Source organism: Massilia sp. YIM B02443 (assembly GCF_030411955.1).
Taxonomy (GTDB): domain Bacteria; phylum Pseudomonadota; class Gammaproteobacteria; order Burkholderiales; family Burkholderiaceae_D; genus Telluria.
In genome coordinates this window covers 20,140-32,738 of the sequence record NZ_JASNRA010000007.1, presented here as the reverse complement: position 1 = coordinate 32,738, position 12,599 = coordinate 20,140, and the positions used below count along the sequence as shown (strand labels likewise).

At 63.8% G+C, this 12,599-nt stretch carries 12 protein-coding genes; 8 read left to right on the top strand and 4 right to left on the bottom strand.

The window, feature by feature from the left end:
• Positions 1 to 80 precede the first annotated feature (80 nt).
• From recA to QPK27_RS09295, 6 genes are all read left to right on the top strand, one after another.
• On the top strand, positions 81 to 1,157 hold the full coding sequence (gene recA / locus QPK27_RS09320; RefSeq protein ID WP_290417949.1) for a recombinase RecA: 1,077 nt from the start codon (positions 81 to 83) through the stop codon (positions 1,155 to 1,157).
• A gap of 70 nt (positions 1,158 to 1,227) precedes the next feature.
• Entirely contained in the window at positions 1,228 to 1,686 is a 459-nt protein-coding gene (gene recX, locus QPK27_RS09315; RefSeq protein WP_290417948.1) for a recombination regulator RecX, read from the top strand.
• A 591-nt stretch (positions 1,687 to 2,277) separates the two neighbouring features.
• Positions 2,278 to 2,841, top strand: coding sequence for a DUF2889 domain-containing protein (locus QPK27_RS09310; protein ID WP_290418110.1), 564 nt, complete (start codon positions 2,278 to 2,280; stop codon positions 2,839 to 2,841).
• A 68-nt stretch (positions 2,842 to 2,909) separates the two neighbouring features.
• A complete protein-coding gene (gene sucC, locus QPK27_RS09305) occupies positions 2,910 to 4,082 on the top strand; it encodes an ADP-forming succinate--CoA ligase subunit beta (protein WP_290417947.1) in 1,173 nt (390 codons plus the stop codon).
• Between the two features lie 18 nt (positions 4,083 to 4,100).
• Entirely contained in the window at positions 4,101 to 4,982 is an 882-nt protein-coding gene (sucD, locus tag QPK27_RS09300; RefSeq protein WP_290417946.1) for a succinate--CoA ligase subunit alpha, read from the top strand.
• Between the two features lie 201 nt (positions 4,983 to 5,183).
• Positions 5,184 to 5,666 (top strand): prepilin-type N-terminal cleavage/methylation domain-containing protein, encoded by a 483-nt coding sequence (locus QPK27_RS09295; protein ID WP_290417945.1) that lies wholly within the window; start codon positions 5,184 to 5,186, stop codon positions 5,664 to 5,666.
• Between the two features lie 104 nt (positions 5,667 to 5,770).
• Here QPK27_RS09295 and QPK27_RS09290 read toward each other — a convergent pair whose 3' ends face one another.
• Entirely contained in the window at positions 5,771 to 7,828 is a 2,058-nt protein-coding gene (locus QPK27_RS09290) for a S9 family peptidase (protein ID WP_290417944.1), read from the bottom strand.
• Positions 7,829 to 8,075: 247 nt separating this feature from the next.
• On the opposite strand from QPK27_RS09290, the gene QPK27_RS09285 reads away from it, so the two are divergent.
• Complete coding sequence (locus tag QPK27_RS09285; protein WP_290417943.1) at positions 8,076 to 9,005, top strand: MerR family transcriptional regulator; 930 nt, start codon at positions 8,076 to 8,078, stop codon at positions 9,003 to 9,005.
• Positions 9,006 to 9,042: 37 nt separating this feature from the next.
• On the opposite strand, the gene QPK27_RS09280 is transcribed toward QPK27_RS09285, so the two are convergent.
• From QPK27_RS09280 to moaC, 3 genes are all read right to left on the bottom strand, one after another.
• Positions 9,043 to 9,756: a flagellar brake protein gene (locus QPK27_RS09280; protein ID WP_290417942.1), complete on the bottom strand. Its 714-nt coding sequence runs from the start codon at positions 9,754 to 9,756 to the stop codon at positions 9,043 to 9,045.
• 199 nt (positions 9,757 to 9,955) lie between these two features.
• On the bottom strand, positions 9,956 to 10,294 hold the full coding sequence (locus tag QPK27_RS09275) for a hypothetical protein (RefSeq protein ID WP_290417941.1): 339 nt from the start codon (positions 10,292 to 10,294) through the stop codon (positions 9,956 to 9,958).
• A 117-nt stretch (positions 10,295 to 10,411) separates the two neighbouring features.
• Complete coding sequence (moaC, locus tag QPK27_RS09270; protein ID WP_290417940.1) at positions 10,412 to 10,918, bottom strand: cyclic pyranopterin monophosphate synthase MoaC; 507 nt, start codon at positions 10,916 to 10,918, stop codon at positions 10,412 to 10,414.
• A gap of 124 nt (positions 10,919 to 11,042) precedes the next feature.
• Between moaC and QPK27_RS09265 the strand changes: the two genes are divergently transcribed.
• Complete coding sequence (locus QPK27_RS09265; protein ID WP_290417939.1) at positions 11,043 to 12,599, top strand: M48 family metalloprotease; 1,557 nt, start codon at positions 11,043 to 11,045, stop codon at positions 12,597 to 12,599.

The following is a 12,599-nucleotide window of genomic DNA, read 5'->3' as shown; positions in this document are numbered from 1 at the left end:
ACTGGATTTTTATACAGTAGTGACCCTTGAAGTGCGCACCCGCGCCCATACCTTCACTGCTCCACGATTGAAAGTACACCATGGACGATAAAAAATCCGCATTGAACGTTGCCGAAAAAGGCAAAGCGCTGGCAGCTGCACTGGCGCAAATCGAAAAGCAGTTTGGCAAGGGCTCGGTCATGCGCATGGACGCCAATGCGCCGGTCGAAGAAGTCCAGACTGTTTCCACCGGCTCGCTGGGCCTGGACATCGCGCTCGGCGTCGGTGGCCTGCCGCGCGGCCGTATCGTTGAAATCTACGGTCCTGAATCGTCGGGTAAGACCACCCTGACGCTGCAGACCATCGCCCAGATGCAAAAGCTGGGCGGCACCTGCGCCTTCATCGACGCCGAGCACGCGCTCGACGTGGGCTATGCGCAAAAGCTGGGCATCAAGCTCGACGAACTGCTGATCTCGCAGCCGGACACCGGCGAACAGGCGCTCGAAATCACCGACGCCCTGGTGCGTTCGGGTTCGGTCGACCTGGTGGTGATCGACTCGGTGGCGGCCCTGACCCCGCGCGCCGAGATCGAAGGCGACATGGGCGACTCGCTGCCGGGCCTGCAAGCCCGCCTGATGTCGCAGGCGCTGCGTAAACTCACCGCCTCGATCAACCGCACCAACACGCTGGTGATCTTCATCAACCAGATCCGCATGAAGATCGGCGTCATGTTCGGCAGCCCTGAAACCACCACCGGCGGTAACGCGCTGAAGTTCTACGCCTCGGTGCGTATGGACATCCGCCGTACCGGTTCGATCAAGTCGGGCGACGAAGTCATCGGTAACGAAACCAAGGTCAAGGTCGTCAAGAACAAGATCGCGCCGCCGTTCAAGGAAGCCCACTTCGACATCCTGTACGGAGAAGGCACCTCGCGCGAAGGCGAGATCCTGGACCTGGGCGCCGACAACAAGATCGTCGAGAAGTCGGGTTCCTGGTACAGCTACAACGGCGAGCGTATCGGTCAAGGTAAAGATAACGCCCGCCAGTTCCTGAAAGATCGCCCGGCCCTGGCGCGTGAAATCGAGAACAAGGTCCGCTCCGCCTTGGGCGTGCGCGAACTGCCGCCGGTCGCCGCCGGTGGCGACGACAAGCCGAAGCTGCAAGCGGTCGGCGAGTAATCCCCCTGGCGCAGGAAGGGTGGCAGCGTGCCGCCGCCCTCCCTGCGCTACATGATCCATCACATTCCTTATGCGCCAACCCGTACTCAGCCTCAAAGGCCGCGCCTTGCGCTACTTGTCGCAACGCGAGCACAGCCGGTTCGAGTTGCGGCGCAAGCTGTCCAAGTATGCCGAGGAGGGCGACGACGTCGACGCCTTGCTGGATTTCCTCGAAAAGAACAACTGGCTGTCGCAGGAACGGTTCGCCGAATCCCTGGTCAACCGGAAAGCGGCCCGTTTCGGGGCCAGCCGCGTCGTGGCCGAGCTGCAGAGCCATGGCGTCAGCGGCGAAGCGCTGACTGAAATCAAGGCTGGCCTGACCGACAGTGAAACCGAGCGGGCGGTCGAAGTCTGGCGCCGCAAGTTCGGCACCGTGGCCGAAGACGCCGCGGCGCGCGCCAAGCAGATGCGTTTCCTGCTGCAGCGCGGTTTTTCGCAACGTGCGGCCCGGATCGCGATGCAGGGCAATCCGGACGACGAATTCGAATAGCCCACACCGTTCCTTCAAACTTACGTAAAACTATTTACAGCTAGCTTTACCGTTGAATTCCTGCTTCGTCGAAGCTGGTTTCACCCTGCAATTTTGCAGGGCCAGAGCCGTCTTCTCCACAGGCTGACACGGTGGAACTCACCGCCATATGATAAGACTACGCAAGTTTGAATGAGTTCCAAGCTAACTGCTAAAACCCCTGCCGGCTGGATGTCCAGACGCCAGCGTGGAGCGTCATTCCCGATATGCCCCGGCATATTCCTCAACGGGCGATGGCGCTGCACGCTGGCGTTTTGCATTTCCCGCCCCACATCCTGCTCTGCCATATGCATGGTGAATATCAGTTATGTTCATGAGCAACGGTGTGAATTGCACCTCTCCAGCCCCCATCGCCGGCCCGGCTAAAACCCTTCCACTCTTGCAGTCTTCCCTCTAAATGGCCCTTCCGACGGCACAACAGCCTGTACGCTGTGCTAAACTTTCATGGTTTAAGCAGCGCCGCATGAGCGGTTGTTGCCGTAGAAGCTGCGGCAACGTGCATTGAGCACACCGGCTGCACCACTAACCGCCGTTCCGACGGCACTGGTATTTATGCCTTTGTCTCCACCCGTATCGCGTACGCTGCGGCATACGCGCGCCATCACCGTCGAAGCCTTCGCGCGCGACGATGGCTTGTGGGATCTCGATGCCAATATCCGCGACGTCAAGACGCGTGACATCACGCTCGCCTCCGGCGCGCGTCCTGGCGGCGTTCCGGTGCACGACCTGAAGCTGCGCGTCACCATCGACCGCGACCTGAACATCGTCGATGCCGAAGCCGCATCCGATGCCGTCCCGTATCCGGGCTTCTGCGATACGATCGCTCCCGCCTACAAGAAACTGATCGGGCTTTCGCTCGTGAACCATTTCAGGCTGCACCTGAAAGACCGCCTCACCGGCGTGCTCGGCTGCACCCACCTGACCGAATTGGCCCAGGTGCTGCCTACCGCAGCGCTGCAAGCCTTCGCCGACGACAATGTCGACGCCCCTGGCGTTGCCGGCTTGACGTCGACGGACCGGCCCTTCGAGCTCGACCGTTGCCATGCCCTGCGCAGCGACGGCCCGGCCGTGGCCAAATACTATCCTCGATGGTCCATCAAAGCCGTGTCGGGTTAGCATTCGTTGTTTTTTTTGTAGTTCAACCGTATTTCTAATTCATTAGTAATAGAAGAAGGGAAGCCAGCATGAAAATCCATGAGTATCAGGGCAAAGAAATCCTCCGAAAGTTCGGGGTGACGGTTCCGCGCGGCATTCCGTGCATGTCGGTGGAAGAGGCCGTCAAGGCCGCTGAACAACTGGGCGGTCCGGTCTGGGTGGTCAAGGCCCAGATCCACGCTGGTGGCCGTGGCAAGGGCGGTGGCGTGAAAGTCGCCAAGTCGCTCGAGCAAGTCAAGGAATACGCTGACCAGATCATGGGCATGCAGCTGATCACGCATCAGACCAGCCCTGAAGGCCAGAAAGTGCGTCGCCTGATGATCGAAGAAGGCGCGGACATCAAAAAAGAACTGTACGTCTCGCTGGTCACCGACCGCGTGACCCAGAAGGTCGTGCTGATGGCGTCGTCGGAAGGCGGCATGGACATCGAAGAAGTCGCGCACAGCAACCCGGAAAAAATCCACAATGTCGTGATCGACCCGAAGGTCGGCCTGACCGACGAGCAGGCTGACGACGTCGCCGCCAAGATCGGCGTGCCGGCCGAGTCGATCGCCGACGCCCGCGCCAACCTGCAAGGCCTGTACAAAGCCTACTGGGAAACCGACGCATCGCTGGCCGAAATCAACCCGCTGATCCTGACCGGTTCGGGCAAGGTCATCGCCCTGGACGCGAAGTTCAACTTCGACGCCAACGCCCTGTTCCGCCACCCTGAAATCGTCGCCTACCGCGACCTGGACGAAGAAGATCCAGCCGAAGTCGAAGCATCGAAGTTCGACCTGGCCTACATCTCGCTCGACGGCAACATCGGCTGCCTGGTGAACGGCGCCGGCCTGGCCATGGCCACCATGGACACCATCAAGCTGTTCGGCGGCGAGCCGGCCAACTTCCTGGACGTCGGCGGTGGCGCGACGGCCGAGAAGGTAACCGAAGCATTCAAGATCATGCTGAAGAACCCGGGCCTGAAGGCCATCCTGGTCAACATCTTCGGCGGCATCATGCGTTGCGACGTGATCGCCGAAGGCGTGATCACCGCCTCGAAGGCCGTGTCGCTGCAAGTGCCGCTGGTCGTGCGCATGAAGGGCACCAACGAAGACCTGGGCAAGAAAATGCTGGCTGACTCGGGCCTGCCGATCATTTCCGCAGACACGATGGAAGACGCAGCGAAGCAGGTCGTTGCCGCTGCCGCCGGTCACGCTGCCTAATTCGCGAAGGATATAAAAATGTCGATTCTGATCAACAAAGATACCAAAGTCATCACCCAGGGCATCACCGGCAAGACCGGCCAGTTCCACACCCGCATGTGCCGCGACTACGCGAACGGCAAGGAAGCCTTCGTCGCCGGCGTGAACCCGAAGAAAGCCGGCGAAGATTTCGAAGGCATCCCGATCTACGCATCGGTCAAGGAAGCCAAGTCGGAAACCGGCGCCACCGTGTCGGTGATCTACGTTCCGCCGGCAGGCGCGGCCGCCGCGATCTGGGAAGCCGTTGAAGCCGAGCTGGACCTGGCAATCTGCATCACCGAAGGCATCCCTGTCCGCGACATGATGGAAGTCAAGGATCGCATGGCCAAGGCCGGCTCCAAGACCCTGCTGCTGGGCCCGAACTGCCCAGGCCTGATCACCCCGGACGAAATCAAGATCGGCATCATGCCGGGCCACATCCACAAGAAGGGCCGCATCGGCGTCGTGTCGCGTTCGGGCACCCTGACCTATGAAGCAGTCGGCCAGCTGACCGCACTGGGCCTGGGCCAATCGTCGGCAGTCGGCATCGGCGGCGACCCGATCAACGGCCTGAAGCACATCGACGTGATGCGCATGTTCAACGACGATCCTGATACCGACGCGGTCATCATGATCGGCGAAATCGGCGGTCCGGACGAAGCCAACGCCGCTGAGTGGATCAAGGACAACATGAAGAAGCCGGTGGTCGGCTTCATCGCCGGCGTCACCGCGCCTCCGGGCAAGCGCATGGGCCACGCCGGCGCGCTGATCTCGGGCGGCGCCGACACCGCGCAAGCCAAGCTGGAAATCATGGAAGCCTGCGGCATCAAGGTCACCAAGAATCCGTCGGAAATGGCGCGTCTGCTGAAGGCAATGCTGTAATCCTGACGGTCTTCTGATCGTCCTATAGAACGGGGAGCTGCGGCTCCCCGTTTTTTTCGTCCGCCGCTCTCTTGCGCGCACTTGTGGCCGCACAGGATTGATCCGTTTGCTCTCCCTACAATCAGCCTCGTCCTAACTGGTACGCCGTGCAGTCTCCATGCGCACGGCTCACGATTTCTATTGCCCACTGGAGAGCTGACCATGAACCTGCACCGACAGCAGCACCGCAACATAGCACGCGGCTTCACCCTGATCGAACTGATGATCGTCGTCGCCATCATCGGCATCCTGGCGACGGTGGCGATTCCCGCGTATACCGAATACACCTCCAAGGCCAAGGCCGCCAATGCGCTGTCAGCGCTGAGCCCGTACAAGACAGCGGTGGCGCTATGCGGGCAGGAGAATGGCGACCTGGTCAATTGCAACCAGACCGCGAGCGAGGATGCGTTCCCGACCACCTTCACGGCGACCAAGGAAGTCAAGAATGTGGCCGTGGCCGATGCGGGCGAGATCACGCTGACCCTGGCCGATATCGGCAGGGGCACGGAAGACAAGATGGTGGTGTTCACGCCGAACCTGACCGAAACCAGCCTCACGTGGCAGGTCGATGCGTCGAGCATCACCGAGAACGATGCGGTGAAGAGGGCGTTCGAGAAGAACAGCTTCGAGGTGGCGGCGCAGTAAGCGTTTTGGTTAGCCCAAAGACCGTCGTTCCCGGACTAGTCCGGGGACGACGGGCTGATGCTAGTGGTGATAATTCAGCTGGCGGTTTGCCAATGCCGCGAGCATCAACGCTTCAGATACCCATCCAGCCAATCGATCACGGTGTGATGCCACTGCAGCGAATTGGCCGGCTTGAGCACCCAGTGGTTCTCGTCCGGGAACACCAGCAGCTTGCTGTCGATGCCCTTGCGTTGCAGCGCGGTGAAGGTGCCCAGCGCCTGCGCGGTCGGGATGCGGAAGTCGAGGTCGCCCTGGATCACCAGCATCGGGGTCTTCCACTTGTTCACGTGCAGCACCGGATTGAAGCGTTCATGGTTGTCCGGCACCTTGAAGTAAGGACCGCCGCTTTCCCAGTCGGTGAACCACTGCTCTTCGGTCGAGTACGCCATGCCGCGCGTATCGAACACGCCATCGTGGTTGACGATGCACTTGAACTCGTCCGGCCAGTTACCCTGGATCCAGTTCATCATGTAGCCGCCGTAGGACGCGCCCAGCGCGCAGTCGCGCGAACGGTCCAGCCATGGGAACTTCTTCACCGCCGCGTCATAACCCTTTTGCAGGTCCTCGAGCGGCTTGCCGCCCCAGTCGTTGCTGATCGCGTCGGTGAACTTCTGGCCATAGCCGGTCGAGCCGTGGAAGTCGATGAACACCGCCGCATAGCCGGCGCCGGCATAGGTCTGCGGGTTCCAGCGGTAGCTCCAGCTGTTGCCGAAGCTGCCCTGCGGGCCGCCGTGGACGATGAAGGCCACCGGATACTTCTGGCCCGGCTGCGCGTTCCACGGCTTCATCACGTAGCCGTACACGGTTTCGCCATTGGCGCCGGCGAACGAGAACTGTTCCGGTTCGCCGAAGCGCACGTCCTTGAGCAGCTCGGCGTTCACGTTGGTCAATTGCTGCGGCTTGCTGCCCAGCTTCATCGAGAACAGTTGCGCGCCAGACGTCAGGCTGGCCTGGGTGTAGGCCAGCGTGTTGCCGCGCAGGTCGTAGCCGCCGACCGCGCCGTTGCCGGTCAGGGGCGTGACCTTGCCGCTGCCGACGTCGATCGAGAACAGGCGGTGCTGGCCGATGTCTTCGGCGTCGACCACCAGCGCCTTGCCGTCGGCGCGCCATTGCAGGTTGCCGGCCGAGCGGTCCCAGTCGGCCGCCAGCTTGCGCTTCTGGCCGCTGGCGACGTCCATCAGCATGATCTGGTAGCGGTCGGCTTCAAAACCCGGACGCGCCATCGCCAGGTAGGCCAGGGTGCGGCCGTCGGGCGAGAACACGCCCTTGGTGTCCCAGGCCGGATTGTCGGCGGTCAGGTTGCGCGGCGCGGCGCCGCCAGCGGCCGGGACGCTGTACAGGTCGAAGTTGGTCGACCAGGCCTCGGTCTTGCCGGCCACGCGCAGCGAGAACACGACGGTCTTGCCGTCCGGGCTGAAGCGGTATTCCTCGCGGTCGCCGAACGGCTTCGAGGGCGCATCGCCGTCGAGCGAACCGGACAGGCTGACCGGCGCGCCGCTGAGCTTGCCGCTGGCGTCCAGCGCCGCCGAGAACAGCACGTTGTTGCGGTGATCGTTCCAGGTGTCCCAGTGGCGCACGAACAGGCGGTCATACACTTTGCCGGTGGCCTTTTCTTTGGCTTTTGCATCGGCACGATCCTTGGTGCAGGCCAGGTCGGCGCAGTCGCGGAACACCGAGCTGCTGAAGGCGATACGGTCGCCGGTCGGCGCCACGCGGTAGCTGTCGACGTCCAGCGGCAGGTCGGTGACCCGGGTCGGCTCACCGCCGGCGGCCGGCAGGCGCCACACCTGGGACGAACCCGAACGGGTCGACAGGAAGTACACGGCGTCGCCCGAGGCCGACCATTCCGGATCGACGCTGCTCGACGCATGGCTGGTCAGGCGCTTGGGCGCCGGCTTGGCGGCGCGCAGGTCGACCATCCACAATTCGGTATGGCCGCGGTTCTTGTCCAGGTCCGTGCTGCGCACGGTGTACACCACGCGCGTGCCGTCCGGCGACACTGCCGGGCTGCCGACCCGCTCCATATTGACCAGGTCTTCCACGGTAAGACCACGCGGCGCCGCAGTGGCGGTGGCCGTGACGGCGGCCAGGGCCGCTGCCATCGTCAGCAAACGAAATTTCATTCCACCCTCTTGATGATGTCGGTGCGCGGCAGGATGCGGCGCACGTAGACCATCAATTTACCATGTGACATGAAATGTGGCTGGAAGGCCATCGTCGCCTGAGCGCTAGTCCGTATGCATAAACTTGGCACATTACCAAACGGAAATGCATCAATGTCAGATGTGTGACACACTATCGACTAACTATCAAGGTTCACATTCGGGACACGTAATAATGGATGCTTTTAAAAAGGGACAAGAACGGATCATGTACCGCACCGGCGCTGCCGCGCGGTTGGCGGGATTGCCGGTCGAGACGCTGCGCGTCTGGGAGCGCCGCTACAGCTTGTCGGAAGCGCAGCGCTCCGAGCGCGGCCAGCGCCTGTACTCGGCCGAGCAGGTCGCGCGCCTCGGCCTGCTCAAGCAACTGGTCGACCAGGGCCACTCGATCGGCGTGCTGGCCGGACTCAGCCACGAACAACTGCAGTCGATGCTGGGTCTGGACGGCCAGGCCAAGGCGGTGGCGGAGACCCCGGTGCGGGTGCTGCTGGTGGGCGCCATGCTGTCGCGCCGCATCGCGGCCATGGGCCAGGGCGCCTATGGCCTGGACGTGCGCGGTCATTGCGACGACCTGGAACAGGCGCCGCGCCTGGCGCCCGACGCCGGCGCCGACGTGCTGGTGATCGAGATGTCCGAGCTCGACGACAACGCGATCGCGCCGATCGTCGCCGCGCGCCAGGCCACCGGCGTGAGCGCCACCGTGGTGCTGTACCGCTTCTCGCCCAGCGCTACCATCCGCGCGCTGCGCGCCCAGGGCTGCCTGGTGGCGCGCATCCCGGCCGACCTGACCGAGCTGGCGCTGCTGTGCCAGTCGGCGCTGGACGGCCACCGTCCGCCGCTGCACGGCATCGCGCTGCCGAACGTGGCGCCACCGCGCTTCGACGAAACCGCGCTGGCGCGGATCACCGCGGCCGGCACCAACGTCACCTGCGAATGCCCGCGCCACCTGACCGACGTGCTGCTGATGGTGGGCAGTTTCGAGCGCTACAGCCAGCAATGCGCGTCGCGCAATCCCGAAGACGCGGCGCTGCACGCGCAGCTGGCGCTGGCCTCGGGCCGGGCGCGCATGCTGCTGGAAGATGCGATGGAACAGCTGGCCATCGCGGATGGGCTGCCGCTGCCGGACGGCTGGCGCTGACTCTGACTTTGACGTGGTCTGATCGGTCTGGCCGGCGCTAGACGATCTTGGCGCGGTCGGCCAGCAGCGCCTCGTAGGTCATGTTCTGCAGCAGCGTGTAGTGCACCGGGTCGAGATCGGTGAACTGGACGCCATAGCTGTACAGTTCGCGCTGGCCGTCGGCCGGGCGCGCCACCGCCAGGTTCCTGATCGTGGCGCGGGTGCTTACCTGGGTTTCCTGGTTCGACGGCGGGGCGACCAGGGCAAATTGCAGGCCGACCACGTTTTCATCCTGCGGCAGCGGCTGCGCCGAATCGATGCGGGCGCCCGTCACCGACACGTTCGCCAGCAGGCACTGCATCGGCGCCACGCTATTGCGCAGGCTGCTCACCCGCACCGGCAGGTCGGCCCGGACCCGCATCGCGCCGCGCAGGCTGGTGCCCTGGATCGAGGTCGGGAACGACAGGTGCACATAGAACAAGGGCCGCCCGAACACGCGCTGTACGGTACAGGCGAACGAGCACACGTTTACGCCCGAAAACACCCGCACCGTGACCCGCTCGCCTTCGGTGAGGCCGATCGGCGCACCGTCTTCGAACGGCAATTTGAGGATCAGGTATTCGTCGCGGACGTAGCCGATCAGGGTCGAGAAATGCTGGACCGGCTTGAGGCGCCGGTGGGTGATGAGTTGCAAGCGGACGCCGACCTGCATGTTCAGCGTCTCGAACTCGTACTCCTGAGGCTTGAGCTCGTGGGCTAGTACGCTCTTCATATCGGGTGCAGCAATGCGACTGTTGCCGCAAATAAAACCCGGCATGATAGCAGTTGATCGCCCGTCAAATGTATCTTAGTGTCACTACCGACAACGCTTGCCACTCCTGTTGCGTGCTTTTAATGCAAGAGGTTGCACATTCGTGATGACGCCCATGACTGCCTGCTACGCCGGAGTCCGGCGCAGCGCGGGCAGCGTCTTACTGGACGGGCTTCAGGCCGGACAACATCATATCCGTCGCCGCCTGGCCCATGATCTCGAAGGCTTTCTGGTTGGCGCCGATGATGCGGCCGAACGATTGCTGCTGCACCGAAGCCGCGTTCTTGGCCAGCGCCTCCATGCACGACTGCGACGCCGCCATGAACGCCTTGACGGTTTCCTGCACGATGATCTGCGACGAGCTGATCCACATCTGCTCGACGTTGGCGCGCATCGAGTCGGCGTAGACGTTGGCGATCTTGGCGACGGCGTCCTGGTAGGGACGGGTATTCATCTGGAATGGAACGGGATTGAACTGCGGGTAAGCGGTCGTGGTCATGGCACATCCTCTCAAGCAGGTTCTGGGGGGAAGCGAGGCAAGGTTGTGCATCGCACCACAAGTATAAGAGGAGTGGCCGGAATGTCTACAGGCGCGTGTCCAATGGACGACGCTGGGTCAAGCGTCGATGTCGGCGGTCCAGTCGCCGCTCTTGCCGCCGTGCTTTTCCATCACGCGCACATCCGTCATCACCATGCCGCGGTCCACGGCCTTGCACATGTCGTACACCGTCAGCAGCCCCACCTGCACCGCGGTCAGCGCTTCCATTTCGACCCCGGTCTTGCCGATGGTTTCGACCTGGGCCCGGCAGTGCACGCTGTTGGCCGCCGCGTCGATCTCGAAATCCACCGCCACGCGCGTGATCGGCAGCGGATGGCACAGCGGCACCAGGTCGCTGGTGCGCTTGGAAGCCATGATCGCGGCGATGCGCGCGATGCCGATCACGTCGCCTTTCTTGGCGCTGCCCGAAGTAATCAGGGCCAGGGTCTCCGGCTTCATGCGGATGGTACCGGCCGCCACCGCGACGCGGTGGGTGTCCTGCTTGGCGCCGACGTCGACCATGTGGGCCTGGCCGGTGGCGTCGAAGTGGGTCAGATGGTCGGCGGTTGGAGCGGTAGTCGTCATTGCAAGGTCGATATGATGAGGTAACAAAGTAAGTCGGCAGCAGCAATCTGCGCGCGGATACGGTTATCATAGCACCGTGAAATCCGTCGTCCGCCCCGCAACCGCGCGCCGCTGGCGCCCTGCAATGTCCGCCGCCGCCCTGTGCGTGACGGCCGCTTTCGCCGTTGCCGCTTCCGATTCCGGTGTCGCCCAGACCCTCAAGCGGCCCGACCATACCCACCTGCCCACGCTCGGCGACACCGCGCGCGCCGACCTGTCGCCGGTGGTCGAGCGCAAGCTCGGCGAAGAGATCATGCGCGACATCCGGCGCGACCGCGACTATCTCGACGACGAGCCGATCGCCGAATACCTGAACAATTTCGGCAACGCCCTGGTCGCCGCCGCGCCCGGCGCGCGCGGCGAAACCAATGCCGACTTCACCTTCTTCGCGGTGCGCGATGCGCAGCTGAACGCGTTCGCGCTGCCCGGCGGCTTCATCGGCTCGCACTCGGGCCTGATCATCGCGGCCCAGACCGAATCGGAACTGGCCGGCGTGATCGCGCACGAGATCGGCCACGTGTCGCAGCGCCACATCGCGCGCATGCTGGGCCAGCAACGCCAGGACGTGCTGCTGCCGCTGGCGTCGCTGATCCTGGCGGCGCTGGCCGCCAAGGGCGGGTCGGACGCGGCCATGGGCGTGCTGATGGGCGGGCAGGGCCTGGCGATCCATCGCCAGCTCAGCTTCAGCCGCGACGCCGAGCGCGAGGCCGACCGCGTCGGCTTCCAGATCATGGAGGCGGGCGGCTACGACACCACCGGCATCGTCGCATTCTTCCGCCGCCTGCAGAGCGCCAGCAAGCTGTACGGAGAATTGCCGGCCGGCTTGAGCAACCTGAGCAGCCACCCGCTGACCCAGGAGCGCATCACCGACATGCAGGCGCGCATCCGCGAGATGCCGAAGAAGCAGCGCGTCGACGCCCTCGATTTCCACCTGGTGCGGGCGCGCATCCGCGTGCTGCAGGACCAGGGCGAGCAGGGCCGGCGCGATGTCCGCACCGCGTTCGAGACCCAGCTCAAGGAAAGCCACCGCCAGCAGCAGGCCGGGGCACAGTATGGCCTGGCCTACCTGGCGCTGAAGGAAGGCGACCTGGCCGGCGCCCAGCGCTGGCTCGACAAGGCGCGCGAGACCGTCAAGCCGAAGGAGGGCGTGTTTTCGACGGCGCCGTCCACGGTGGGCGACGGCGCGACCATGTTCGCCGGGCTGTCGATCGAGATCAAGATGGCAACCGCGCAGCCGGCGGCGGTGCAGGCGCAGGCGCTGCAAGAGGCGGAGACGGCGCGCCAGCGCTTCCCGCTGTCGCGCGCCATCGCGCACCAGTACGCCGAGGCGCTGATCGCGAATAACAAGCTCGACGATGCGGCGCGCTACCTGCGCGAGCAGAGCCAGCAGTATCGCGAGGAGACCAAGCTGCACGACCTGCTGGCGCGGACCTATGCCAAGCAGGGCAAGATCGCGCTGCAGCACATGTCGCTGGCCGAATCGTACGTGCTGGCGGGGGCGCTGCCGGCCGCGGTGGCGCAGCTGGAACTGGCGAGGAAGGCCGGCGACGTGTCGTTCTACGACCAGGCCGTGATCGATGCGCGCGAGCGCGAGTTGAAGGCGCGCCAGGAGCAGGAAAAGGAAGACGAGAAGGAGCGCTGA